The 24,281-nt window shown below is 72.6% G+C and carries 12 protein-coding genes and 29 pseudogenes; 13 read left to right on the top strand and 28 right to left on the bottom strand.

Annotation, left to right across the window (positions count from 1 at the left end; genetic code table 11):
• Window positions 1-96: 96 nt before the first annotated feature.
• The 3 genes and pseudogenes from UK94_RS65300 to UK94_RS25520 form a co-directional block, all read left to right on the top strand.
• Window positions 97-406 (top strand): flavoprotein (locus UK94_RS65300; RefSeq protein WP_313949594.1); only part of this gene is annotated, 310 nt, incomplete at its 3' end.
• A 1-nt stretch (window position 407) separates the two neighbouring features.
• Window positions 408-672 (top strand): annotated as a pseudogene (locus UK94_RS65305) (flavoprotein); the annotation flags it as partial.
• A 279-nt stretch (window positions 673-951) separates the two neighbouring features.
• Window positions 952-1,215 carry a hypothetical protein gene (locus tag UK94_RS25520; protein ID WP_157734434.1) on the top strand — a complete coding sequence of 88 codons (264 nt, stop codon included), beginning with the start codon at window positions 952-954 and terminating at the stop codon, window positions 1,213-1,215.
• A gap of 35 nt (window positions 1,216-1,250) precedes the next feature.
• Here UK94_RS25520 and UK94_RS25525 read toward each other — a convergent pair whose 3' ends face one another.
• The 3 genes and pseudogenes from UK94_RS25525 to UK94_RS65315 form a co-directional block, all read right to left on the bottom strand.
• A complete protein-coding gene (locus UK94_RS25525; RefSeq protein WP_011606587.1) occupies window positions 1,251-1,487 on the bottom strand; it encodes a hypothetical protein in 237 nt (78 codons plus the stop codon).
• 1,779 nt (window positions 1,488-3,266) lie between these two features.
• On the bottom strand, window positions 3,267-3,394 hold a 128-nt coding region (locus tag UK94_RS65310; protein ID WP_235489863.1), incomplete at its 5' end, for a DUF397 domain-containing protein.
• A gap of 1 nt (window position 3,395) precedes the next feature.
• Window positions 3,396-3,476: pseudogene (locus UK94_RS65315) on the bottom strand (DUF397 domain-containing protein); the annotation flags it as partial.
• A 560-nt stretch (window positions 3,477-4,036) separates the two neighbouring features.
• Here UK94_RS65315 and UK94_RS25540 point away from each other — a divergent pair.
• The 4 genes and pseudogenes from UK94_RS25540 to UK94_RS76530 all read left to right on the top strand — a co-directional run.
• A partial coding sequence (locus UK94_RS25540; RefSeq protein WP_235489839.1) for a TIR domain-containing protein occupies window positions 4,037-5,137 on the top strand: 1,101 nt, incomplete at its 3' end.
• Window positions 5,138-5,914: 777 nt separating this feature from the next.
• Entirely contained in the window at window positions 5,915-6,157 is a 243-nt protein-coding gene (locus UK94_RS25545) for a hypothetical protein (RefSeq protein ID WP_041939717.1), read from the top strand.
• A 129-nt stretch (window positions 6,158-6,286) separates the two neighbouring features.
• Window positions 6,287-6,742 (top strand): annotated as a pseudogene (locus UK94_RS65320) (hypothetical protein); the annotation flags it as partial.
• A gap of 1 nt (window position 6,743) precedes the next feature.
• Window positions 6,744-7,611: pseudogene (locus UK94_RS76530) on the top strand (DUF6605 domain-containing protein); the annotation flags it as partial.
• Between the two features lie 3,260 nt (window positions 7,612-10,871).
• On the opposite strand, the pseudogene UK94_RS75070 reads toward UK94_RS76530, so the two are convergent.
• From UK94_RS75070 to UK94_RS65350, 10 genes and pseudogenes are all read right to left on the bottom strand, one after another.
• Window positions 10,872-11,047: pseudogene (locus tag UK94_RS75070) on the bottom strand (TlpA family protein disulfide reductase); the annotation flags it as partial.
• A 1-nt stretch (window position 11,048) separates the two neighbouring features.
• Window positions 11,049-11,577, bottom strand: a pseudogene (locus tag UK94_RS65325) (TlpA family protein disulfide reductase); the annotation flags it as partial.
• 1 nt (window position 11,578) lies between these two features.
• Window positions 11,579-12,011: pseudogene (locus tag UK94_RS75075) on the bottom strand (TlpA disulfide reductase family protein); the annotation flags it as partial.
• A gap of 87 nt (window positions 12,012-12,098) precedes the next feature.
• Window positions 12,099-13,508, bottom strand: a complete 1,410-nt coding sequence (locus UK94_RS25570) for a phosphotransferase family protein (RefSeq protein WP_055751856.1) — start codon at window positions 13,506-13,508, stop codon at window positions 12,099-12,101.
• Window positions 13,505-13,635 (bottom strand): annotated as a pseudogene (locus tag UK94_RS75080) (TlpA family protein disulfide reductase); the annotation flags it as partial. The gene UK94_RS25570 and the pseudogene UK94_RS75080, both read right to left, overlap by 4 nt.
• Before the next feature lies 1 nt (window position 13,636).
• A pseudogene (locus tag UK94_RS25575) lies at window positions 13,637-14,578 on the bottom strand (ResA-like WAxxUGC motif-containing protein); the annotation flags it as partial.
• Window position 14,579: 1 nt separating this feature from the next.
• A pseudogene (locus UK94_RS65335) lies at window positions 14,580-14,777 on the bottom strand (limonene-1,2-epoxide hydrolase family protein); the annotation flags it as partial.
• Window positions 14,778-14,788: 11 nt separating this feature from the next.
• Window positions 14,789-15,018: pseudogene (locus UK94_RS65340) on the bottom strand (nuclear transport factor 2 family protein); the annotation flags it as partial.
• A 286-nt stretch (window positions 15,019-15,304) separates the two neighbouring features.
• Window positions 15,305-15,637, bottom strand: a pseudogene (locus UK94_RS65345) (cytochrome P450); the annotation flags it as partial.
• Between the two features lies 1 nt (window position 15,638).
• Window positions 15,639-15,815, bottom strand: a pseudogene (locus UK94_RS65350) (cytochrome P450); the annotation flags it as partial.
• Between the two features lie 815 nt (window positions 15,816-16,630).
• On the opposite strand from UK94_RS65350, the gene UK94_RS65355 reads away from it, so the two are divergent.
• The 6 genes and pseudogenes from UK94_RS65355 to UK94_RS65370 all read left to right on the top strand — a co-directional run.
• On the top strand, window positions 16,631-16,913 hold a 283-nt coding region (locus UK94_RS65355), incomplete at its 3' end, for a helix-turn-helix domain-containing protein (RefSeq protein ID WP_235489865.1).
• Between the two features lie 9 nt (window positions 16,914-16,922).
• Window positions 16,923-17,092 (top strand): annotated as a pseudogene (locus UK94_RS65360) (TetR/AcrR family transcriptional regulator C-terminal ligand-binding domain-containing protein); the annotation flags it as partial.
• Window position 17,093: 1 nt separating this feature from the next.
• Window positions 17,094-17,140: pseudogene (locus tag UK94_RS75085) on the top strand (hypothetical protein); the annotation flags it as partial.
• A gap of 132 nt (window positions 17,141-17,272) precedes the next feature.
• Window positions 17,273-17,643: GntR family transcriptional regulator (locus UK94_RS25595; protein ID WP_268761617.1), on the top strand; the 371-nt coding region annotated here is incomplete at its 3' end.
• A 36-nt stretch (window positions 17,644-17,679) separates the two neighbouring features.
• Window positions 17,680-17,968 (top strand): ATP-binding cassette domain-containing protein (locus UK94_RS65365; RefSeq protein WP_235489841.1); only part of this gene is annotated, 289 nt, incomplete at its 3' end.
• A gap of 1 nt (window position 17,969) precedes the next feature.
• Window positions 17,970-18,188, top strand: a pseudogene (locus UK94_RS65370) (ATP-binding cassette domain-containing protein); the annotation flags it as partial.
• Between the two features lie 468 nt (window positions 18,189-18,656).
• On the opposite strand, the pseudogene UK94_RS65375 reads toward UK94_RS65370, so the two are convergent.
• The 15 genes and pseudogenes from UK94_RS65375 to UK94_RS65445 form a co-directional block, all read right to left on the bottom strand.
• Window positions 18,657-18,836 (bottom strand): annotated as a pseudogene (locus UK94_RS65375) (transposase); the annotation flags it as partial.
• A gap of 24 nt (window positions 18,837-18,860) precedes the next feature.
• Window positions 18,861-18,956, bottom strand: a pseudogene (locus UK94_RS75090) (helix-turn-helix domain-containing protein); the annotation flags it as partial.
• 1,005 nt (window positions 18,957-19,961) lie between these two features.
• The coding region (locus UK94_RS65385) for an enoyl-CoA hydratase-related protein (RefSeq protein ID WP_235489843.1) at window positions 19,962-20,239 on the bottom strand (278 nt) is incomplete at its 5' end.
• A gap of 1 nt (window position 20,240) precedes the next feature.
• Window positions 20,241-20,750 (bottom strand): annotated as a pseudogene (locus tag UK94_RS65390) (enoyl-CoA hydratase/isomerase family protein); the annotation flags it as partial.
• Between the two features lie 98 nt (window positions 20,751-20,848).
• Window positions 20,849-21,058: pseudogene (locus UK94_RS65395) on the bottom strand (acetyl-CoA C-acetyltransferase); the annotation flags it as partial.
• A 1-nt stretch (window position 21,059) separates the two neighbouring features.
• Window positions 21,060-21,768: pseudogene (locus UK94_RS65400) on the bottom strand (thiolase family protein); the annotation flags it as partial.
• Window position 21,769: 1 nt separating this feature from the next.
• Window positions 21,770-21,997: pseudogene (locus UK94_RS65405) on the bottom strand (acetyl-CoA C-acetyltransferase); the annotation flags it as partial.
• Window positions 21,998-22,061: 64 nt separating this feature from the next.
• Window positions 22,062-22,246 (bottom strand): hypothetical protein (locus UK94_RS65410; protein WP_235489845.1); only part of this gene is annotated, 185 nt, incomplete at its 5' end.
• A gap of 1 nt (window position 22,247) precedes the next feature.
• Window positions 22,248-22,580: pseudogene (locus UK94_RS65415) on the bottom strand (malate synthase G); the annotation flags it as partial.
• Window position 22,581: 1 nt separating this feature from the next.
• Window positions 22,582-22,904 (bottom strand): annotated as a pseudogene (locus UK94_RS65420) (malate synthase G); the annotation flags it as partial.
• A gap of 1 nt (window position 22,905) precedes the next feature.
• Window positions 22,906-23,094, bottom strand: a pseudogene (locus UK94_RS65425) (hypothetical protein); the annotation flags it as partial.
• Window position 23,095: 1 nt separating this feature from the next.
• A pseudogene (locus UK94_RS65430) lies at window positions 23,096-23,394 on the bottom strand (malate synthase G); the annotation flags it as partial.
• Window position 23,395: 1 nt separating this feature from the next.
• Window positions 23,396-23,498: pseudogene (locus UK94_RS65435) on the bottom strand (hypothetical protein); the annotation flags it as partial.
• 1 nt (window position 23,499) lies between these two features.
• Window positions 23,500-23,637 (bottom strand): annotated as a pseudogene (locus tag UK94_RS65440) (hypothetical protein); the annotation flags it as partial.
• A 1-nt stretch (window position 23,638) separates the two neighbouring features.
• Window positions 23,639-24,239, bottom strand: a pseudogene (locus tag UK94_RS65445) (malate synthase G); the annotation flags it as partial.
• Window positions 24,240-24,281: the final 42 nt, after the last annotated feature.

Here is a 24,281-nt window from a genome sequence, read left to right on the forward strand (position 1 = left end):
CTCGCCGCCGGCGGGTCCGGCCCGGGTCAGCGCCTGCTGTACTGACCGCTCGCTCCACGTCCCGGCAGTGCGGGCCGGCTTCTGGAAGGGATGTCCATGACAGCCGACGATCCGGTGCTCTACCTCGTGGCCTGCGGCGGTTATCCGGCCGCGGACCTGCCGGCGTTCGTCGAGTACGCCCAGGGCGCGGGCTGGGACGTGTGCGTGGTCGCCACCCCGTCGGCGACCGGGTTCCTCGATGCGGGGCGGCTCGCCGAGCTGACCGGCCATCCGGTTCGCTCCGCGTACAAGCGGCCGGGGGAGCCCGACGTGCTGCCGCCGGCCGACGCCATCGTCGTCGCACCGGCGACGTTCAACACCGTCAACAAGATCGTCGCTGGCGTCTCGGACACCCTGGCCCTGGGCCNGCTCAACGAGGCCGTCGGCGCCGGTCTGCCGATCATCATCGCGCCGTACCCGAACAGCGCCCTGGCCGCTCACCCCGCGTACGCGGCGAGCATCGCCACCCTGCGGTCCTGGGGCGTGCGCCTGGTGATCGGACGACCCGGCGACCCGCGCGCCGGAGCCGATCAGCCCGGCCGGGAGAACACTGCCTTCCCCTGGGACGACCTGCGCACCGCGCTCGCCACCCTGCGCACCGTCCCGCCGCGCGGCGCAGACGCGGACAGCTGAACCGCTGTTTCGACGGCGAGGCCCCCGGGCTCCGCGTGGGGCCTGCGCGTAGGGTTCGGCGGCGTCGGCCTCTATCTCTGTCGGCGACTGCCAGATAGCATGCCGTCACCACACTCCCGCCGCCCGGCACGTGCGCCGCGTCAGTCCTGCGGGCGCCCTGCGCGCGGGGCGGCGGTGCGGGTTACGNCGTCGCGAGGGCGGGCCGGTTCATGATCGACCTGTTGATCGAGATCTGATGGCGGTACGATGAACGCTCGGGGTCAGATGATGGAGGCATGGATGGCTAACCCCGGACCGTCTCCATCGCCCTCGCGTCGCCGCTTCACCCCGCGTGTGCCCGTGGACGGCGCCGCGGCTGCCTACGGTCTCGTGGCCGGCGTCCTGTCGTTCGGCGCCGGCTCCCTCGTCGGGCTGCTGCTGGGCGACCTGGTCGACCGCATCGCCCAGCTCGCGGTCATGGTGGGCGTCACCTTCGCACTGGTGATCGTGGCCGCCTGGTACGCCGACGCCATCGTCGCGCGGATGCGTGCCAGCCGCCGCTGAGGTCCGGTCGCCGGCTGCGACGAAGACCCGTCCGGTCACCAACGATCGGGACCGGTCTTCGCTCGATGGCGCCGGAGCGTTCGCAGGAATCTCGCGAGGGCGACGACCAGGACGGCGCTCGGCAGGGCGCCGAGCAGCCACAGCGGATCGTGGTCGACCTCGACCAGCGCGACCACGACGAGCAGCGCGGAGACGGTGGGAATCGACAGCACCACCACGAAGCGGAGCGTGACTCCCCAACTGGAGACGACGTATCTGGCGAACCCCTCCACCAGGCGCCATCCGTCGAGACCTACGGACGCGTCCTGTCGATCGCTCTGCGGTACCTCATCGACGGGCATGGGACGTGGCCACCCGACGCTAGGTCCGTCGGCGCGGCGCGGCCGGGCGGGCCCGGTCCGACGGCCACCCGGCAGCGAGGACGCCTACCTCAGTTGTCGTCATCCTTCCCCGCTCTGTCGTCGTGATCGGTGGGTCGCCCTGATCGGCGAGTCGCCGCGATCGGTGGAATCAGGTCGTGGAGGAGACCGGTCGCGGAACGGACACCTCGATGGCACCGGTCATCTCGGCCACCGCCCGGTCGATCATGTCCTCGAATGCCGGCCCGCTCACCGCCAGTTCCTGCAGTTCCAGAAACGTGGTCAGATACTGCGAGGTGAGCTCGGTGTCGTCACGGTTGATCGTGTCGCCGAGGCTGTTCTCGAAGTAGAGCACCGGATCGTCCTCGGGTTCGGCGAACTCGAGGATCGTGAACGGGCCCCGCATGCCCTGGTGGGCGCCGGCGGAGAAAGGAATCGCCGCGATCTCCGCGCGACCGTCCCGCGCCAGGGCCCGAAGGTACTCGAGCTGTCGGCGCATCACCCCGGCGCCGCCGACCTGGCGCCGGATCGCCGCCTCGTCGAGGATGAAGACCATCTCGGGCCGGTCGGTCTGCTCGAGAATCTCCTGCCGGGAGAGGCGGACCTCCCAGGCCCGATCGACGAACGCCGCGTTGTCCCGGCCGATGGTTCCGCTGCGCAGCAGCGCCCGGCCGTACTCCTCGGTCTGCAGAAGCCCCGGTACCAGTAGCGGCTCGGTCTGCCGGATGGCCGAGGCGGACGCCTCGTTTTCCAGGTAGATGAGGAACTCGCGGGAGAGGACGTCCTTGTACTCGCCCCAGCCGGAACGCCGGCTCGCCCGGGCCATCTCGACCAGTGACTCAATCCGGTCGTTGTCGGTGACGCCGTAGAGGCCGAGCAGTGCCCGCAGGTCGACCGGGGTGATTCCCACCGACCCGTTCTCGATGCGGATGAGCTTCGACGGCGACCAGTCCAGCNCGGTGGCGGCGTCGCGCTGGGTCATNCCGGCGGCCGCGCGGGCGCGGCGCAACTCCGTGCGGAGCCTTCTCCGCAGGACCGCTGGATTACGTTCGCCGACCATGAGCACCCCTCCAAACCGAGACTACGCTGTCGCGGCTCAATATGCCATATGGCATGCTGCCTACAGGCGGTCGGCAGGCTCCGGTCGGCCAGGTTCACTTTGCGACACCCCCGTCGGCTATTCATCCGACCGGAACATCCCCTCCCGACTGGTCCCGGGATGCCGCAGTTGGAACGACTACTGGACATCTGCCGGGCAACCGCCCGCCTACTGGCCCCCCGTACACCTCCTGCCGCATAGGCGCACGACCGATTCATGGGTCGTGAATGTGCTGGTCAGGCGGCTGCAAGGGCATGGGTGCGTGCCCCCGCCCGGCGCGTCGGCTCCGTGCGGGTGTGGGGAGGCGGTGCCAGCGCGCCCTTCGTCCGGGGCAGGCGAGGTCGTCCGTGCGGGGGCGGGACCGCGCGATGCGGGACGCCGATTGTCCGTCCGGGGACGACCGGACGCCGGCGGCGGCGTGAACGGACCGCGGGCGGTGCCGAAGACAGACCGCGGGCAGTGCGCAGACAGACNGCGGACAGCGTGGAGTACAGACTGCGGACAGCGGGTGGGCCGCGCACGGAACCGGGCGCGCCCGAGCATGGGTCGTGCTGTGCTCGTCTCGCCTCGAAGGTCGGCGGAGCGTGGCGGTGTCAGACCTCGGGCAGGTCGAACTCGCCCGCGCGTGCCCCCACGAGGAACGCGGCCCACTCCGCCTCGGTGAACGAAAGCATCCCACCCCCGGGGTTCTTCGAGTCGCGTATCAGTACGTGGCCGGGAANGATGGCCACCTCCACGCAGTTTGACGAGTTGCTGGCTCGACTCTTGCGCCACACCAGCCCGGCCGGATCGGTCGGCAGCATGCCTGCCTCCTGGGAGATACGGCGTCTCCCGTACGAGAGATGCGCGCTAACTGTCAGTGGCCGAATGAGGGTAAGCGCTCATTCGGCCAGAGCAGCAAGAATACCGGCGGTTCGCGCCAGGTTCGACCGATCCGTAGCCGACCCGGCTAATCGTTGGGATCTAGGGCGTTTTGTCAAGCGGCGTCCTGCAATGCGGCGCCGTGCCAGCAGGCGATGGCCCGGCGGGCGTAGCTCCTGGACGCAGGGCGGACAGTGCCGCCGAGACGGTTGCCGTCGGCGACAGCGCAGGCGGCCGTCAAACGATTCGCCGGATGGCGTTCCGCTCGGCAGCGATAGGGATTGTGGCGCCGCACCGCGCCAGACCGGTTGGCCTGGCGGTCAGGGACAGCCGGGCCGGCCTGGATCGTCGGTGCATGCCCGAGCCGAGCGGGCCGGGCCGCGCCGGAAGGCGAAGGTGGGTCCCGGCGCGACGTCCCGGCCATGAATGCGGCGCGGAAAGGCCCGGTCAGCGGAACCATATCCGTGTTCACCGTGGCCGTTTTGGGCTGCATGTCATGCTGATGAATGTGGTCGAGGGATCGGGGGACCGTCATGAGGCCCGGCGGTGGGACTTCTTCGTGTCGTACGTCGCACAGGACCGCGGCTGGGCCGAGTGGATCGCCTGGTACCTGGAGGAGTCGGGCTACCGGGTGACCCTGAGGGCGTGGGACCTGCCGCCCGGCTCGAATCGGCAGCGCTACCTCTTCGACGCGCTGCACGACGCCGAGCGCCTGATCGCCGTGGTGTCCCGCGCCTACCTCGCCTCGTCCACCCGGTTGCAGGAGCTGCTCACCGCCACCGCGGCCGATCCCGGCGGGCGCGGTCGCAGGGTCGTTCCGATCCGGATCGACGACGCCGACGTGCCCGACCTCGTCGGCACCCTGGAGGACATCGAGCTGCACGGCCTGAGCGAGTCCGACGCGCTGGGGCGGTTGTTGCGCCGGATCGACGCCGCCGTCGCCGGCCGGGTCAAGCCGGCCGCCCCGCCGGCGTTCCCTGGGCCGGACCGACGCGTGCTGGCACGGCAGTCCCTCGCGATGCCAGGGGGGCGGTCCCCGGCGGCCGCGGCGGACGCCGACGCCGTGCCGGTAGCACCGAACGCCACCGACGACCCCTCGCCCGGCCGGGAGACGCCCGACCCCGCGACGCCCGGCCCCGCGAGGGGGCCCGGGGCGGCGCCGGGCGCTGACGGGTCCTCGCGAACCCGCCGCAGGCGGCGCGCCGAGCCGCCACTGGCGGTGGTGGCACACGCCGGGCCGCTTCGGCGGGCAAGCCGGCTGTTCTGGATCGGTGCACTCGCCTTCACCGGTGACGCCGCGCTGCTCGTGACCGGGGCGGACGATGGCCGGACCAGGCTGTGGGATGTCCGCAACCCGACCGCGCCGAGGCGGGTCGCCGGCTTCCACGATCACACGGACTGGGTTCGCGCGATCGCCGTCGATGCGCACCGTGGCCTTGTCGCCAGCGCTGGGACGGATGGGACGATCGTCGTACGCAGTGCCCGCCACCCGACCGCGGCGGCGCCCCTCGCGAGCTTCCCCGCCGGGACGGACCGAGCCTGGGCGACGGCGTTCACCCCCGACGGCGCCCGGCTGGCCGTCGGGGGCATCGAGGGCCACCTGNGAGTCTGGGATCTCGACGACCTGTCCGCACCACGCCCGATCGTGGATCTGCCGGGTCATCGCGGGTCCGTCGGCGCCGTCGTCTTCCCCTCCCGCCGAGTGTTGGTGAGCGCGGGCCAGGACGCGACGGTCCTCATGTGGCGGCTGGACCGGGACGGNGCGCTCCCNGAGCCGGTCCGACTCGCCGGTCAGGACGGGGACGTCTGGGCGCTCGCCTTTGCCTCGGCCGGGCGCCTGCTGGCGGCCGGCAGCGACGAGGCGAGCATCAGCCTGTGGCGGTTGGAGGCGTCGGACCACCCTCCCGTGCAGGTCGCCAGGATCGACGCCCACCAGGGCAGGATCCGAGCGGTGTCGTTCTCGCCCGACGGCACGTTGCTCGCCAGCGGCAGCGACGACAATGCCGTGAGGGTGTGGGACGTCCGCCGCCCGGACCTGCCCAACCCGGCCGCGGTGCTGTCCCCGGCAGGCGGGCGGGTCACCTCCCTTGCCTTCTCCCCGCGCGGGGATGTGCTCGCCGCCGGCANCTCGGACGGCTGCCTGCGCCTTTACCACGTCGCGGGGATCACCGGCGGGACGCCGGTCGACGCCTGACAGGACGGAGCCGCGTCCGGGTCATGTCCGACGAGCCCGTCGCGCCCGGCGTCACCGGTCCGGGCAGCGCACCCGGCGGCGCCGCGCCCGAGCGGGCCCGCGGCGCGGGAGGTTTGGCGGCGAGCCCCCGCGGAACGCCGAGGATGTCTGCTGCGACCTCCCGGAACGGCGAGAAGGAGCGATCCCATGGCGACTGGTGAAACTGGGTTCAGCGACATCGTTCACGACCTGATCACGGTGCAGTACCACGCGCTGAAGGCCGGGCACGACTACGAACAGTTCATCCGCGACGCGGAGAACGCCGACGAGCGGGAGATCGCCGAGTTCTTCCGCACCGTGATGAGGGAGGACGCCGACCGCGCGAGGGCCTGCCACCGGTACCTCAGCCACCTGTCCGGCACTCCGGCCGCGGGTTCCGCCGTGACCTGACCGATCCGGTGCAATTCGGCCACCCCGAGAGGCCGGGCGGGGTGGATGCTGCGACGATGAGCCGTGCGTCGGCGCCGACTCATCCGCCTTGTGGCCTCTGTCTGTGTGTGGGCATGCGGGTTCGCCCTCGTGGGATGTGTCGGTGGCACGCCCCCGCCACGCCGGCCCGAGGCGGCCCGGCTCCCGACGCCGACCGGCCCGCCCGGCGACCAGCAAGGGGGCTTCGACGTCCGGGCCGAGAACGCCCGTCCGGGGGCCGAGTGCGGCCTGAGCCAGCTCGGCCCGCAGAACGCGGTGGAGGGCTGGCTCGACCATGCCGGCATCGCCGCGGGCACGCCGGTGCGCCTGTTCGCATCCACCACGGCCCCCACGCTGACGATCTCGGTTTTTCGCACCGGATGGTACGGCGGACGAACCTGTCGCCTGCTGACGACGGTCGGGCCGCTTCCCGGCCGTCGGCAGGCCGGCCAGGCGCACAGCCCCGCCACCAACACGATCTCCGCGGCGTCGTGGGCGCCGACCGCCACCTTCCCCACCGCCTCCTGGCCGCCCGGGGACTACCTGTTCCGGCTGGACGCCTCCGACNGCAACCACCGGTACGTGCCGCTGACCGTCCGCGGGCCGTCCGCCGCGGGTCGGGTGGTGATCCTCAACGCGGTGACCACCTGGCAGGCCTACAACGCCTGGGGCGGCTACAGCCTCTACCACGGTCCGCGCGGTTTCGCGGACCGGGCCAGGGTCGTCTCGTTCGACCGGCCGTACGACTACGGCGACGGCGCGGCGGACTTCACCGGCAACGAGGAGCCCCTCGTGGCCCTCGCCGAGCGCCTCGGCCTGCCGGTGTCCTACGCCACCGACCTCGACCTGCACGCCGACCCGCACCTGCTCGACGGCGCCCGGGCGGTGATCTCGCTGGGCCACGACGAGTACTACTCCCCGGCGATGCGGGCCGCGCTGAGCGCCGCCCGTGACCGCGGCACGAACCTCGCGTTCCTCGGCGCGAACGCCGTGTACCGGCGCATCCGCCTCGACCCGTCGCCGCTGGGACCGGACCGGCTGGAGACGGCCTACAAGGTCGCGCAGGAGGATCCCCTGTACGGCCGCGACGACGCGCACATCACCGCCAACTGGCCCTCCCCGCCGAACGCGGATCCGGAAAGCTCGCTGACCGGTGGGATGTACCAGTGCAACCCGGTCCACGGTGACATGGTCGTCGCCCGCCCGCGGTCGTGGCTGCTCGAGGGCACCGGGCTCGCCGCGGACGCCCGCCTGCCCGGCCTGATCGGCTCCGAGTACGACCGGGTCGACCTCGCCTACCCCACCCCGCGGCCGATCGAGGTGATCGCCCATTCGCCGATCACCTGCCGCGGCGTCCACGACTTCTCCGACGTCAGCTACTACACGACGCCGTCCGGGGCGGGCGTGTTCGACAGTGGGACCAGCGCCTGGGTCTGNCCGCTGGCCGACGTCTGCGGGCCCGGTGCCGGTGGCCCGGCGATCCAACGGGCGATCACCCAGATCACCACGAACCTGCTGACCGCCTTTGCCGCGGGTCCCGCCGGGGTGNGCCATCCCGCCGTCGACGCCGTCCCGGCCGAGGACCATGGCGGCGCCGCGCCGGGAGAGAAGAACTGACCGGCCGGGGNCGGGGCCGGGGCCGGGTTCGGGTTCGGGTCCGGTAGCGGGGCCGGCCGTGTACCTGGCGGGGCGGGGCCCGCTGCCCGAGTCCGCACGCAGCCACAAAGGTGGCGGCGACGCCGGCGACGACCCGAGCGGCGCCGCCGAAGCCGAGGTCGGCGCGGGCGCCGACGCCCGGGCCGGTGTCGAAACCGATGCCGGGGCGGGGCCCGACGTCGGGACCGAGGCCGACGTCGGGACCGAGGCCGATGTCGGGACCGAGGCCGATGTCGGGACCGAGGCCGATGTCGGGACCGAGGCCGATGTCGGGACCGAGGCCGATGTCGGGACCGAGGCCGATGTCGGGACCGAGGCCGATGTCGGGACCGAGGCCGATGTCGGGGCGGCGGCCGAGGCGCCCGCCCCGTCCGCCAACGTGCTGTTCCTCGGTCTGACGAGCCTGGTCACCGACCTGTCCGCCGAGATGGTGGCCTCGGTGCTGCCCCTGTACCTGACCGTGCGCCTGGGCTTCAGCGCTCTGCAGTTCGGCGCCGCCGACGGTCTCCTGCAGGTCTTCGCCGCGGTCGCCGCGCTGGCCGGGGCGCTGCTCGCCGACCGGTGGCGACGCTACCGCGAGGCCGCCGGTGCCGGGTACGCGCTGTCGGCGGCGTCCCGGCTGGGCCTGCTCGGGGCGCACGGCTGGCTGCCCGTGCTGGCCTGGCTCGGCACCGATCGGCTCGGCAAGGGGATCCGGACCGGTCCCCGCGACGCGCTGCTCTCGCTGTCCGCGCCCCGCGGGCGGCTCACCGAGGCGTTCGGGCTGCACCGGGCGTTGGACACGGGCGGTGCGCTGCTCGGGCCGCTGCTGGCCGTGGCCCTGCTCGGCGTCGCGCCCGGTTCCTACTCGACGGTGTTCACCGCGGCGTTCCTCATCGCCGTCATCGGCCTCGCGGTCCTGGCCCTGTTCGTGGAGAACCGCCGCCCCGCGGACGCCGCGCCGACGCCCGCGATCACGCAGGCCGGCAGGGCNCCCGGCCGGTTGTGGACTCCTCTCGCCGAGCTGTGGGCGAACCGCGCGCTGCGTCGGCTGCTCGCGGTGGCGGCGCTGCTGAGCCTGCCCGCGGTGACCGACTCGCTGCTGTTCCTGGCGCTGCGCCAGCAGGCCCGCGTGGACAGCCGGTTCTTCCCGTCCCTGTTCGTCGTCGAGTCGCTCGCCTTCCTGGCGTTCGCGGTGCCGATGGGCCGGCTGGCCGACCGCGTCGGCGCCGGGCGGGTGCTGCTCGGCGGCCAGGTGGCGCTCGGCTGCTGCTTCGCCGTCCTGCTCGCCCCGGCGCCGCGCGGGTGGAGCGTGCTTGCCCTGCCCGTGCTGCTGGGGATCTACTTCGCCGCCTCGGACGGCGTGATCGCCGCGCTGACCAGCCAGACCGTGCCCGCCTCGGCGCGCACCACGGGGCTCGCCCTCGTCGGTGTCGTGCTGGCCGCCGGGCGGGGGACCGCGACGCTCGGTTTCGGCGCGGTCTGGACCCGGTCCGGGCCGGACGTCGCCCTCGCCGACGCGCTCGTGCTGACGCTGGTGAGCGGGACGTTCGCGGCGGTACTGCTGCGTCCCTTCCGATCCGGACACCCGGCGCCCCGCCCCGCCGACGCCGTTCCCGCTCCCCGGCCCCCCGCGTCCGCGATCCCCGCATCCGCCGTTGTCGCGGCTGAGTTCTCCGCGTCCGAGGTATCCGCAGCCTCTCCGGGAGTGCCGGGCCGCGGCCGGGGCCTGGTGCGGGGACTGCGCTGGCCGTCGGGCCCGCGGGTGGGGNCATTTGCCCTGGTCGTCGCGGTGTGCCTGACCGGTGTGGTGGCGGTGAGCGCCCGGGACGGGCGGCGGGGGGCGGCCGCCACCCGGGCATCGGCCACCCACCGGACCGCGGGCTCGGCGTCGCCGGGCGCCACCGCCCGCGCGGTGCCGATGACCGCGTCGTTGCCGTCGCTGCTGGCCCGCCCGCACCTGCTGGTGCTCGACGCCGCCGAAGGAGCGCGTTTCGGCCGGGTCGAGGCCGCCGACGTGCGCGATCCGGCCGGGCCGCGCGCGCCGACGGCCCTGACCTGTGATCGGCTGGACCAGCGGGCCGGGCGCGGCCTCTGCCTGCGCGACGACCGCGCGTCCGCCCGCGCCGGGATCGCCGTGTTCGACGACCGGCTGCGCGTGCTGTTCCGACTGCCGATCGCGGGGCTGGCCAGCCGGACGCGGGTCGCGCCGAACGGGCGGATCGGCGCGGTGACCACCTTCGTCGTCGGCGACGCCTACAACACCGACTCGTTCTCGACCCGGACGCTGCTGCTCGACCTCACCGCCGGCCGCATCCTCGCCGACCTGGAGGACTTCGCCGTGACGCGCGCCGGGCGCCGGCTGCACGCCATCGACGAGAACCTCTGGGGGGTCACGTTCGCGGCGGACTCCGACACCTTCTACGCCACCCTGCACACCGGCGATCACTTCTACCTGATCCGCGGGCACGTGCACGACCGGCGAGCGGAGGTTCTCCGCGACGGCGTGGAGTGCCCGTCGCTGTCCCCGGACGAGCACCGCGTCGCCTACAAGTCCCGGCTCAGCCACGGCTTCGCCCCCGCCACCTGGNGCCTGCACGTCCTCGACCTCGCCACCGGCGCGGACCGTCCGCTCGCCGAGACCCGCAACGTGGACGACCAGGCCGCCTGGACCGACGGCGACCACGTCAGCTATGCCGTGGNGAACGCCGGCCCCGGCGCGCCCCTCGCCGACACCTGGATCGTCCCGGCCGACGGCACCGGTCATCCGCGGCTGCTCGTCCCGGCCGCCCAGTCCGCGGTCCCGGTCGCGCCGNCTGCGCCGGGCTGACGCGAGCCCTCCGTCATGGAACGATTGCGAGATGAAACAGCCCTGGTGGCGGTTTGCGCTGCTGCTTGTACTCTTCGCTTCCGCGCCCGTCGTGACGGGGATCGTCGGTGGCTGGGCGGGCGATTGGCTCGACTCCGGCACCGACGGCTATGCCGCCGGCGGATTCATGGTCGGCGGCGTCTACGTGAAGGCGGCCCACCGCATTTATGCGTCCCGCCCCCTCGGCGGCGGTCAGGGCAGCAGTCTGGGGTAGTAGTTCTCCGGGCCGACGGCGCGTAGGTCGTGTTCCATCGAGCTGTCGTAGCGGTCCGGTTGGCCGTCGGGGCCGTATTCGAAGCGCCAGGCCTGGCGCTTGTAGGTCCAGTTCAACGGCTGCAGCTCGTGGGCACGCCGCCAGTGCGCCACCGNGGCGAGGTGGTCGCCGTGGCGTTCGAAGTGCTGGCCGAGTTCGAAGTGGGCGGCGGCCGTCGCGACGTCGGGCGGGCGGGGAGCGGAGCGTTCGACGACCTCGTCCGGCGTCAGGACGTACTCGCTGTCCGCGCCCTTGTCCGCCCAGTCCAGCAGCATCCGCAGGTACAGCTCCGGTTCGGCGTGGTCGGCGATGACCCGGGTCATCTCGACCAGCGAGACGGTCGAGTCGGACAGCCCCTCGTCGCTGCGCAGCACCTCGCGCATCCGGTCGAGGGTGCCGGCGCTCGCGGCGGCCTCCCGTGCCAGGTCGGCCTTGCGCAGTTCGTCGAAGATGACGACCCGGCCGGGGAAGGCCGGCTCGGCGGGGCGCACGATCATCCCCGCCTCGTCGATCCACACCCCGCTCGGCACGTTGACGACGCCGAACAGCCGGCCGAGGCTGTGCTCGGCATCGATCGCCGCCGGGTGCCGCGGCGCCGCCCGCTCGACGAACTGCCGCCCGGCGTCGGGCCCCGCGACGTCCATCNCCACCGTGACGATCTCCAGGTTGTTCCCGCGCAGCCGCTCCCGCAGCTCGGCCCACAGCGGCAGGTCGTGGGCGCAGCCACACCAGGACGCCCAGGCCACGAGCAGCACCTTCGTCCCGCGCAGCCGCGAGAGCTGGAACGTCGCACCGTCGAACGTCGGCAGCGTCAGCTCCGGCGCCTCGGCGGTGGTCAGCATCCGGCCGGTGACGGCGGCCTCGGGCCCGACCGCCGTCAGCCCGTGCTCGGCGTCGACGACGAGCGGCATCCCGAGCCGGCCGGCGACCACCTCGACGACGAGGTCACCGGCCGCGTCCCGGGCCTCGGCCGGCAGCGGCACGCAGTGCTCGCCCTTGCAGGCGCCCTGCGGTTTGATCGACCATCCGGTGCCCGCGGTGAAGACCGCCGGGTCCACGGTGTCCGTGCTCACCAGCATGCGTTGCTCCCTCGGATCAGGGCTGGCGTGGGGTCGCGCCCGGGCGCAGGCTCGCGCTCGCGCCCAGGCCCAGGCTCGCGCTCGGGCTCAGAGGACGACCTTCGGCAGCGCGTACTGCTCCAGCCGCTGCCGCATCGGGACGGCCTCGGCGACCCGCGCCTCGGTCTGGGCGGCGAAGTACTCCAGCAGGGCGAGGTCGTGCTCGGGGCCGGCGGCCAGCACGAACCGTTCCAGCTCGGCGTCGGCGGTGGCCTGGTCGGCGGGGCGGTGGCCGAGCAGGACGGCGGCCCGGTCGAGGTCGCGCTCGACGTTCGCCGCCCCCACGGCGACCATCGCCCCGGCCCACCGGGCCAGCGCGAGCGCCGCGCTCTGGTTGGCCTCGTCGACCGGCGTCGCCGGCACCATCCGCCGCACGGTGCCCTCGAGCACCGTGGCGATCCGGGCGGGATAGCCCGGCGGGACGGTCACCGGCGGCGCGGGCTCGATCTTGACGCCCTCGACCTCGGCGATCGCCCACAGCATCGCCCGGCGCACCATCAGATCCCAGGTCAGGTACTCGGCCTGCTGATCGGCGGGGCGCAGCTCGGTCAGCGGCCCGCTGAGCGCCATCACCGCGGTGAGCATGTACGTGGCCGTGTAGAACGACAGCGCCGAGGGGTCGACGGTCGTGCCGGCCACCCGCTGGTAGTGGCGGATCATGTGCTCGATGTCCGCGCCGAGCGGCTCGGTGCCGGCCCGAGTGCGCAGCCCGGCCAGGTCGGACAGCGGGTCGCCGATGTGCGACGCCTCGAAGTCGTAGACGCAGGTGATCCGGCCGTCGACGAACAGGAACTGGCCGGTGTCGCCGTGGATGAACCGCGCCCGGTTGCCGGCGGTGGGCAGCCGGTGCCGCGCCCAGCGCAGCGCCCACTCGACGAGCGGCTCGGGGGCCTTCTTCGTCCGCCGGTACAGCCGCTCGTTGGCGTCGACGAAGGCGAGCTGCGCGCCCGCGGGCGTGGTCGGAACCTCGATGCCGGCGGCGGCGAACTCGGCCACGTCGATGCCGTGCATCCGGGCGAGGATCTCCATGTACTGCTCGGCGATGCCCCGGCGCTGGGCGTCGTCCGCCGCCTCGGCGACGTCGCGGGTCCCGGGCACCCGGTCCATGACGATGCCGATCGGATCGCTGCTCATACCGTGGACGTGGGGGACCGGGACGCCGTTGCGCTCCAGGATCCGCAGGATCGCGGCCTCGCGGTCCAGGCCCGGGTAGGGCTCGGCGTCGATCTGCTTGTCTCCGCGGACATAGATCGGGATGTCGGTGCCGTCCCGGTCGACGGTGAGGTACCAGGCCTTGCGCCAGCGCGGCTGGCGCTCGATCGCGGTGACCCGGCCCCCGAGCAGCTCCTCGACTCGGGCGACGAGGCGGTCCTCCTCCGCGGTGCGGGCGGTGGGCGCCGGTCCGGCCTCGCCTCCGGGGGCGTCTGCGGCAGCCTCGGCGGCCTCGGCGGCGGTCATGGCTGGATCTCGGGATAGTAGTTCTCGGCGCCGAGGGTGCGGACGTCGTCGAGCCAGCCGGTGCCGTAGGCGTCGATCGTCCGCACGGACTCGGGGTCGGCGAGATTCCAGGCCTGGCGCTTGTACGNCCAGTTGTCGGGCTGCAGGCGGTGCGCCTCGCGCCAGTGGGCGACGGCGGCGGTGTGGTCGCCGGCGCGGTGGACGTACTCGCCGAGTTCGAAGCGGGCGGCGGCCCGACTGACGGCGGCGTCGCGCGGGCGGGCCCGGTCGAGCACCTCGTGCGGTTCGAGGGCGTACCGGCTGGCGTGGCCGTTGGCCACCCAGTCCCGGATCATCGCCGGGTACACCGCCGGGTCGATGGTCATCTTCCCGATCTCGGCGCGGACGTCGCGGTGGTCGGGGGGGAGCTCGTCGAGCGACCGCGCGGCGGTCTCGGAGCTGGCGTGCGGATCCTCGATCCACGCCGGCTCCGCCGGGCGGACGATGATGCCGTCCTCGTCGATCCACAACCCGTTCGGCACGTTGACGACGCCGAACTTCGCGCCGAGTTCGTGCCGGATGTCGATGAGCGCGGGATGGCTACCGCCGGCCTTCTCGATCCAGGGCCGGGCGGCGTCCGGACCGCCGGTGTCCAGCGCGACCGTGACGACCTCGAGACCCCGCGGGTGCAGCTGTTCGCGCAGCGCGCTCCACAGCCGCAGGTCCTCCCGGCACCCGCACCAGGAGGCCCACGCCACCAGCACGACCTTCTGCCCGCGCAGGCTGTCCAGCCGAAACGGCGTCCCGTCGAGGCGGGGCAGTTCGAGCGGCGGCGCCTGCGCGGTGGTGAGCGCCCGGCCGGTGACCGCGGACTCCGGGCCCAGCGCCCACACACCGTGCGCCTCGTCCGCGACCAGGCCCATACCGAGGCGCTCGGCGAGCCCGGTCACGTCGAGCCGGCCGTCGGGACGGCGCACGGAGCTCGGTAACGGCACGCACACGTCGCCCTTGCAGGCGCCCTGCGGCTTGATCGCCCAACCGGTGCCGGCCTGGAAGCCGGCGGGGTCCACGGTGAGATCGTCGAGGATCACNCCGTCTCCAGTCCCATCAGGCCGAGCATGGTCCCGGGGTCGACGCCCATGCGGTGCGACAGCGACAGGGCGTCCCAGTACTCGCGCCACGCGACGATGAGGCCGTCGTCGTTCACCTCGAAGATGGCGAGCAGTGGGTTCGACACCCGCGTGCCGTCATGCAGCATCGTCACATGGTCGATCCGTTCAGTGACGACGTNCCGGTCGTCNCTGACCACGGTGAGGATCTCGCAGACGCAGTCGGAGTAGTCGCCCGCCTGCCGGGCGAGCTCGGTGGCGATGAGCTCCCGACCGCGCAGCGCCTCCCGGCCGGGCACGCTCATCTGGTACGTCGCGTCCTCGGCGAACTGGGCCAGTAGCCGGTCCATGTTGCCGACGAAGTCGCCCTCGTCGAACAGACGAAGGAGTTCGCGGACGGGTGCTTCCTGCCGTGTACCCATGGGCGGGGAGCCCTCCTCGGGGTCGGGTCGGCCCGCTGGGTCGGCAGCTGCTGGGCCTTCGCGCGAGGTCTCCGGCGAGGCGTCCGGGGGCAGCGGGATCCTCCGGGCAGGCCCGGGCGAACCATAACCACCGCCCCCGACGAACCGCAAGGATCAGGTTGATAAATGAACTCTTCGGCCTATCTTGCGTCGTCTCTCCTCCGGTCTCATGACGCCTGCCCACCCGCCCCGGCGGCCGGCGCCGACGCGGGGAAGACCAGCGGCAGAGCGTCCAGCCCGAGTGTGNCGCGCGGCCACTTCACCTGCGGCGACGCACCCGGGGCGAGGTCGTAGTCGGGGATCAGCCGGTGCCACTCCTCGAACACCAGCCGCATCTCCAACCGCGCCAGGTGCGATCCCAGGCAGCGGTGCACCCCGGCGCCGAAGCTCAGGTGCGGGCTCTCGCCGCGGTGGAAGTTCACCGTGTAGGGGTCGGGATGGCGGGCGGGGTCCCGGTTCGCGGCGGCGAGGTTGGTGGTGACCCGGGTGCCCGCGGGCAGCGTCCGGCCGTCGAGCACCGTCTGTTCGGTGGTCACCCGCGGCACGAACGGCGCGGGCGGGTCGAGGCGCAGGAGCTCCTNGATCGCGGCCGGGATGAGCGCGGGATCGTCGACGATCTCGCGGCGCCGGTCCGGGTTGCGGATCAGCCGGTCCGTGCCGAAGCTGAGCGCGTCGACGACGGTGTCCAGGCCCGCCAGGACGAACAGGAAGCACAGGCCGACGGCCTCCTCGTCGGTGAGGGCCTCGTCGCCCTCCAGGCAGAGAAGCTGGCTCANGACGTCGTCGCCCGCGACCCCGCGGCGCGCCGGGACGAGGTCGGCCAGGTAGCTGAACAGCCCCAGCGCCGTGGCCATGGCGGCCTCGGTCGCGGCCTCGTCGAGGGCGGTGTTGCCGGAAGGATCGGAGAGCCCGAGGATGGCGTCCTTCCACTCGATGAACTGGTCGCGCATTTCCAGCGGCAACCCGAACAGCGTCAGGAACACCTGGACCGGGAAGATTCCCGCCACCTCNGAGACGTATTCGCACGACCCGCGCCGCACCAACGGCTCGACGATCTCGACGATCTGCCGGCGCAGCTCGTCCTCCAGCGGTCGGATGGCCCGCGGGCTGAAGAACGGCTGGAGAATGCGCCGGTAGCGGGTCTGGTCGGGCGGGTCGAACGCGATGGGCACGAGCGGCAGTGGGCTGCCGAGGACGTCGAACGCCTTCTTCGACGAAAAGATCGCCGGCTGCCGTAACACGGTCTCGACGGTCTCGACGTCGGTCGCCGCGAGGCCNCCGTCGAGGAGCACTGTGCGGCCGTGCTCGCGCAGCTGACGCCAGGCCGCGTCCCGATCCCGTGCGATCGGAAGATTGCTGAGTGTGACTTTCTCGTTGTTGCGGTCGTCGGTCATCGCTGTCCCCTCGACTCGTTCACCGGCGCGCCGTGTGACCCACGACTCATTCCAGGCGTGTGAGGCAGAGTGCCTCATATCTCTTTTGTGAGTCAAGGTGTCTCATAGAATTTCGAGCCGTGGAGACGACGGTCGAGGACGCCCGGATCGCCCGCACCCGCGCCGCGGTGCGTGAGGCCGTGCGGTCACTGTTCGAGGAGGAGGGGCCCGCGGCGCTGACGCACCAGCGCGTGGCGCAGCGGGCCGAGGTGGGCCGTGCCACGATCTACCGGCACTGGCCGCGCCAGATCGACCTGGTCACCGAGGCCATGACAATCACCGAGCAGCCGCTGCTGCGCGCCGGCGAAGGCCCCCTGCGAGAGTGGCTCAGCCGCGAGCTGATCCGGTCCGCGGCCGATCTGGCCCAGCCGGTCGCGCGGCAGTTCCTCACGACCGTCATCGCCACCGCCGACCAGAACCCGGNCGTGGCCNCACTCCGGGATGATCTGCTGCGGCGCATCTCGTCACTGCTGCGCGGCGCGATCGACCGGGCGGTCGCCGCCGGCGAGACGGTGGCGGAACGCGACAACGACGAGCTGCTCGCCCAGATCCTCGGCCCGCTGATCTTCCGGGTGACGATCCAACGCGCCCCCGTCGACCGCNCCTTCGCCGATCGCATCGTCGACGCCGCCCTCGGCCCCGCGGCCTAGCGAGACGGTCCGCAAGCGTCGTCTCGGCGAACCGGGGCTCTCGCGCCGCTGCGCGCGCGCCGCGCTGCCGGTATTGCATCGCCAACCCTTAGACCACTAGTCTACTAGTAGACCCGTGATCTAGGAGTGAGTATGTTTCGTCTCGACGCCGGATCCGGCGTGCCGATCTACCGGCAGCTCGTGCAGCAGGTGCGCCGGGACGTCATGCTCGGCCGGCTGAAGCCGGGCGAGCAGCTCCCGACGGTGAAGGAGGTGGTGGAGGCGCTCGCGGTCAACCCGAACACGGTGGTGAAGGCCTACGGCGAGCTGGAGCATGGGGGGATCGTGGTGCGCCGCCAGGGCGTGGGGACCTTCGTCGCGTCCGCGCCACCGACGCCGCCGCTGGAGGCGCCGCCCGCGCTGCTGGCCGCGCTGGTCCGCTGGGTCCGGCGGGCCAGGCAGGAGGGGCTGTCCGCCGAACAGATCCGGGCGCTGGTCGCCCTCGCGCTGGACGAGCCGGGCACNGGTGCCGCCGTCCACCGCAGCGCCGGAGGTGCCGCATGACGACCGTGTTGCGCGCGGACGGGTTGGGACGCCGTTACGGACGCAGCACGTGGGGGCTGCGCGAGTGCACCGTCGACGTGCCCGCCGGACGGGTGGTGGCGCTGGTCGGCCCCAACGGCTCCGGAAAGACCACCCTGCTGCACCTGGCCGCGGGGCTGCTGCCCCCCAGCGCGGGAACGGTCCACGTCGCCGGCCTCGCCCCGGCCCGCCAGCTCGCGCGGATCGGTTTCGTCGCCCAGGACGCGCCGCTGTGGCCGCGCCTGCGGGTCGCCGACCTCCTCGATGNGGGTCGGCACCTCAACCCCCGCTTCGACGCGGTGCTGGCGGCCGGCCGGATCGGGCGGCTCGACATCCCGCCACGCGCCCGGATCCACACCCTGTCCGGCGGGCAACGCGCCCAGGTCGCGCTCACCCTGGTCCTGGCCAAACGGCCGGACCTGCTGCTGCTCGACGAGCCGTTGGCCAACCTCGACCCGCTCGCCCGACGGGACTTCCTGGCCTCGATNCTCGCCGCGTGCACCGAGACCGGCGTCGCCGTGGTGTTCTCCTCCCACGTCGTGGCCGAACTGGAACGCATCTGCGACTACCTCATCGTGCTGCGCGGCGGCCGGGTGCGCCTCGCCGGCGACCTCGACGACCTGCGGCAGGACCACCGGGTCGTCTCCGGGCCGGCCGACTGGCCGCAGGCCGGCGGGTGGTCGGTCATCAGCGCGCGGAGCACCGCTGGGCGGACCACCGCGCTGGTCCGCTCCGACCCGGCCGCCGTCGCCGGACCGGGCCTCGACGAATCCCAGCCCACCTTCGACGAACTGGTGCTCGGCTACCTCGACGACGCCCGCCACACCCCGCAGGAGGCACTGACTTGACATCCTCCCCGTGAACGCGGGGGATTCCAACTCCTACACATCCACCGAGAGAGGGGGTGCGCAGTGTTGAGGTTCGCGGTTCACCGGCCGGCTGGTGCCGTCGCCTCGATGCTCCGGTTCAGCCCGGCTTTCTGCCGCACGTTCCGTCCCGGTTCGGCGATGATCCCCCGCGCCGAACGGGTCATATGCCCGATAGGCAGATCCTCGATGCGGATCAGGTCGTGCCGGCGGGCAAGGCTGGTGCTGGTCTTCTCGACCCAGTCCTTGTGCCGGTGGGCTTCCCGAGCCGCCGGCCGATACCACGACTGCTGTTCCACGGCGAGGTTCCACACGTACTGCGCATGCCCGCAATGGTCCTCCATCACAGCCGCCTGTTCGGCGGTCGGATGGAGCCGGTAACGGGACATGCCTCCATTCTACGAAAGGGATATCGATCGATGGACGAGATGGAGCGGCGTTTCCTCCCCGCCGTGAACGGCGGGGTCTCCCTGCCGCAGTCCCGATGACCTGGTTCGCCTGGCGGCAGCACCGCGGGCAGGCGCTGTGGGCCGCGCTCACCGTCGCGGCCCTGTGCGCCCTCATGCTCCGGGTCGGGCTGCACGCCTCCCACACGCTCGCGCCGTTCCGGGCCGCCGGCTGCATCGGCCGGGGCCAGGACCCGAGCGAACTGCACGGCTCCGGCTGCGCGGGACTCGAGGGGTTCGGCCCGGACTTCAACTACGCGATACCCCTGTTCGAGCTCGGCGTCCCGCTGGTCGTCGCGGTCATCGGCGCCCTGGTCGGCGCACCCCTGGTCGCCCGCGAGTTCGAGCAACGCACCCACCTCGCCGCCTGGACCCAGTCCGTGCCCCGACGGCGTTGGTACACGGCGAAGGTACTCACCGCCGCCGCCGTGCTCGCCCTCACCGGGCTCATCGCCGGNCTCGCCAACGACCGGCTCCAGCGACCCCTCACCGAAGGCGGCCTCACCAGCTCACGCTGGCCGTGGTTCTTCTCCGTCGGCCTCGCCCCGGTGGGGGAGATCCTGCTGTCCTTCGCCCTCGCCGTCGCCGCCGGCGCCTGGCTACGACGCACCCTGCCCGCCGTCGGCATCGCGCTCGTCGGGTTCCTCGTACTCCTGCTGTGCACCGGTCGGGCCGTCCAGACACTCACACCCACCAGCCACACCACCGGGCCCCGGCCGAGCGTCCCCCGCGACGGCTGGATCATCCACGGCAACAGCAGCTACCACCCCGCGAGCCAGTTCTGGCCGCTGCAGGTCACTTTCCTGATCACCCTGCTCGTACTCGCCACCGGCCTGCTCGCGTTCGGCTGGCGCGCCACCCGCACCCACGGCGCGTGAACCCCACGCGGCCGAGCTCCTGTTCTGGCCGCAGCCGTNTCAGGAACCCGCCCGCCGGGATTCGAGTGGATCAGCCCTTGCCGTTGCTGGAGCGGGCCGCGAAGGCGCGGGCCCGCTCGGCGACCTCCGGTGAGGAGAAGGACTCGCTCTCGGTCGACAGGGCGTAGGGCAGCACCTTCAGGGCGGCGTGCTGCAGGTGCAGGTTGAGGGAGCGCTTGGTCTCCTGCAGCGCCTGGGCGGGCTGCCCGGCCAGCTTCTCCGCCAGCGCCATCGCCTCGTCCAGCAGCTTGTCGTGCGCCACGACCCGGTTGGCCAGGCCCAGCTCGACGGCGGTGGCGGCCGGGATCCNCTCGCCGGTGAACAGGTACTCCTTGGCCTTGAGCAGGCTCATCATGAACGGCCAGGTCACCACGCCGCCGTCGCCGGCGACGAGGCCGACGTTGACGTGGGTGTCGGCCAGGTAGGCCTTCTCCGACATCAGCACGATGTCGCAGGACACCGCGATGCTGCAGCCGAGGCCGACCGCCGGGCCGTTCACCGCGGCGATCACCGGCACGTGGCAGCCGAGGATGTGGTCGACCAGCAGCCGGGCGGTGCGCATGTTGGACCGGCGGTGGTCGAGGTCCTCGACGCAGGCCAGGAAGCCCGGCACGTCGCCGCCGGCGGAGAAGGCGCGCCCGGCGCCGGTGAGCACGACGGCGCGGACCTCGCGATCGCGCATGACCTTCACCCAGACGTCGGTGAGCGCCTCGTGCAGCGCGTCGGTCATCGGGTTGAGCTTGTCGGGGTCGTTCAGCGTGATGACCCGGATCGGGCCGACCGACTCGTAACGCAGCAGGTCGTGGGCGTCGTCTACCACTGGGACTGTTCCACTTCGTGAGGACGGAAAGGGGGGTTGGGAGCCGGCCNCAGTCGCCCGCGGCTCAGAGCAGCTCCAGGGTCAGAGCAGCTCCAGGGTCAGAGCAGCTCGAGGATGGTGGCGTTGGCCTGACCGCCGCCCTCGCACATGGTCTGCAGGCCGTACCGGATGCCGTTGTCGCGCAGGTGGTGGACGAGCGTGGTCATGATCCGTGCGCCCGATCCGCCCAGGGGGTGGCCGAGGGCGATCGCGCCGCCGTTGGGGTTGACCGTCGCGGGGTCGGCGCCGAACTCGGCCAGCCACGCCAGNGGGACCGGCGCGAACGCCTCGTTGACCTCGAACGCGCCGATGTCGCCGAGGGACAGGCCGCTGCGCGCCAGCGCCTTGTGGGTGGCCGGGATGGGACCGGTCAGCATCATGACGGGATCGGAGCCGACGACGACGGCGGTGTGCACCCGGGCGATCGGGGTGAGCCCGAGTTCAGCGGCCTTCTCGCTGGTCGTCAGGAGCAGGGCGGCGGAACCGTCGGAGATCTGCGAGGCGTTGCCGGCCGTGACGACGCCACCGTCCGGGCGGAACACGGTCTTGAGCTTGCCGAGGGTCTCGACGGTGCCGCCGCGGCGGATGCCCTCGTCGGCGGTGAACACGCCGCCGCCCGGCAGATCGAGCGGGGCGATCTGCGCGTCGAAGCGGCCGGCGTCCTGGGCCGCCGCCGCCCGCGCGTGGCTGGCGAGGGAGAACTCGTCGCAGTCGGTCCGCGAGAAGCCCCACTTCTCGGCGATCATCTCGGCGCCGACGCCCTGATTCGGGCGCACCCCGCCGCAGTACTCGATGAACCTGGCCGGATGCGGCTTGGCGTCGCCGACCGCGGACCCCATCGGCACCCGGGTCATCGACTCGACGCCGCCCGCCACGACCACGTCGTAGTGCCCGGCGATGAGCCCGGCGGCGGCGAAGTGGACCGCCTGCTGCGACGAGCCGCACTGCCGGTCGACGGTCGTCCCCGGCACGTGCTCCGNCCACCCGGCGGTGATCACCGCGGTGCGGGCGACGTCGAGGGCCTGCTCGCCGACCTGCGAGACGACCCCCCACACGACGTCGTCGACCAGCCCGGGATCGATCCCGCTGCGGGCGGCGAGCTCCGTCAGGACGTGCGCCGACAGATCGCCGGGATGGACCCCGGCCAGCGCCCCGTTCCGCTTGCCCACCGGCGAGCGCACCGCTTCGACGATCACTGCATCCCGCATGACCACACCACCCTGCCCATAGTCGTCCAAGTCTCCCTTACCGCCAGCGTCACACGTCAGGGCGTCACAGGCTCGCGGCCAGCGCCTTCGCCTCCCGGCGATGGGCGTGCAGGATCGGCTCGGTGTAGCCGTTGGGCTGCCGGGCGCCGTCGAAGACGAGGCTGGTGGCGCAGCGGAAGGCGACACCGTCGAAGTCCGGGGCCATCGGCCGGTAGGCCGGGTCGTCGGCGTTCTGCTTGTCGACGACGGNGGCCATCCGCTGGAGGCTGGCGTGCACCTGCTCCGGGGTGACGACGCCGTGGCGCAGCCAGTTGGCCATGAGCTGGCTGGAGATCCGCAGGGTCGCGCGGTCCTCCATCAGCGCGACGTCGTGGATGTCGGGCACCTTCGAGCAGCCGATGCCCTGGTCGATCCAGCGCACGACGTAACCCAGGATCGACTGCGCGTTGTTGTCGATCTCCTGCTGGCGGTCCTCGGCGCTCCACGCGCTCGGGTCACCCAGCGGGATCCGCAGGATGTCGGCCAGGTCCGCGCGGGGCCGTTCGGCCAGCTCGCGCTGGCGGGCGAAGACGTCGACCTGGTGNTAGTGCAGCGCGTGCAGGGTCGCCGCGGTGGGGGAGGGCACCCAGGCCGTCGTCGCGCCGGCCCGGAGCTGGCCGATCTTCTGGGTCAGCATGTCTGCCATCAGGTCGGGCATCGCCCACATGCCCTTGCCGATCTGTGCGCGCCCCGACATGCCGGCCGCCAGCCCCTGGTCGACGTTGTTGTTCTCGTAGGTGGTGATCCAGGTCTGCGTCTTCATGTCGGCCTTGCGCACCATCGGCCCGGCCTCGAAGGAGGTGTGGATCTCGTCGCCGGACCGGTCCAGGAAGCCGGTGTTGATGAACACCACCCGCCGCCGCGCCGCNTCGATCGACGCGGCGAGGTTCACCGTGGTGCGGCGCTCCTCGTCCATGATCCCGATCTTGAGGGTGTCGGCGGGCAGGCCGAGCAGCTTCTCGACCCGGGTGAACAGGTCGACGGTGAGGGCGGCCTCGGCCGGGCCGTGCATCTTCGGCTTGACGATGTAGATCGAACCGGTGCGGCTGTTGCGCCGGNCCGCGTCCGCGCGCAGGCTCGGCAGCGCCGCCAGGGACGTGATGATCGCGTCGAGGATGCCCTCGAACACCTCCGCGCCGTCGGCGTCGAGGATCGCGTCGGTGGTCATCAGGTGCCCGACGTTGCGGACCAGCAGCAGCGCCCGGCCCGGGAGCAGGACCTGCCCGCCGTCCGGCGCGGTGAACGTCCGGTCCGCGGCCAGCGCACGGTCGAACGACGACCCGCCCTTGGTCACCGTCGCGGTCAGGGTGCCCTGGTTCAGCGCCAGCCAGTTCGCGTAGGCCGCCACCTTGTCCTCGNCATCGACGGCGGCGATGGAGTCCTCGAAGTCGACGATCGTGGTGAGCGCGGCCTCGAGGACGACGTCCTGCACCCCGGCGGGGTCGCCGGCGCCGATCGCACCNGCGCGGTCGATGAGGATCTCGACATGCAGGCCGTGGTGGACCAGCAGGATTCCGCTGGGGGACGCCGCCTCGCCGGTGTAGCCGCGCAGCGCCGAGGGGTCGGCGAGGCCGGTCGTCGTACCGGTGGTCAGCGTGACGNCCAGCTCGCCGTCGACGACGGCGTACTGCGCCGCGTCGGCGTGGCCGCCCTCGCGCAGCGGCGCGACCTCGTCGAGCAGCGCCCGCGCCTGGGCGATGACCTTCGCGCCGCGGACCGGATTGTAGGGCCCGTCGCGGTGCGCACCGTCGTCCTCGGCGATCGCGTCGGTGCCGTAGAGCGCGTCGTACAGCGAGCCCCAGCGGGCGTTCGCGGCGTTGAGCGCGTACCGGGCGTTGAGGACCGGCACGACGAGCTGCGGACCGGCGGTCAGCGCGATCTCGTCGTCGACGTTCTCGGTCGCGATCTCGAACGGCTCGGGCTCGGGCCGCAGGTAGCCGATCTCGACGAGGAAGTCGTGGTAGGCCTGCGCGTCGTGCCCGCTGCCGGCGCGGGCGCGGTGCCAGTCGTCGATCTTCCTCTGCAGCTCGTCGCGCTCGGCGAGCAGGGCCCGGTTGACGGGCGTGAGCGCGGTGAAGATCTCCTCGACGCCCCGCCAGAAGGCCGCGGGCTCGACGCCCGAGCCGGGCAGGGCGGCGGTCTGCACGAACTCGTGCAGGCTCGCCGCCACCTGGAGAGCGCCGATCTGGATCCGTTCGGTCATCGTCTGTCCTTGTCGTGTGGTTGCGGTGCCGAGCGGCGTGGT

This window comes from Frankia sp. AvcI1 (assembly GCF_001420875.1).
Taxonomy (GTDB): Bacteria; Actinomycetota; Actinomycetes; order Frankiales; family Frankiaceae; genus Frankia; species Frankia alni.

What these genes read in the sequence shown, in the direction of transcription:
- UK94_RS25520 (WP_157734434.1), top strand. Translation starts at nt 952, where the DNA reads ATGGCTAACCCCGGACCGTCTCCATCGCCCTCGCGTCGCCGCTTCACC.
- UK94_RS25545 (WP_041939717.1), top strand. Translation starts at nt 5,915, where the DNA reads ATGGCGACTGGTGAAACTGGGTTCAGCGACATCGTTCACGACCTGATC.
- UK94_RS25570 (WP_055751856.1), bottom strand. Translation starts at nt 13,508, where the DNA reads ATGACCGCCGCCGAGGCCGCCGAGGCTGCCGCAGACGCCCCCGGAGGC.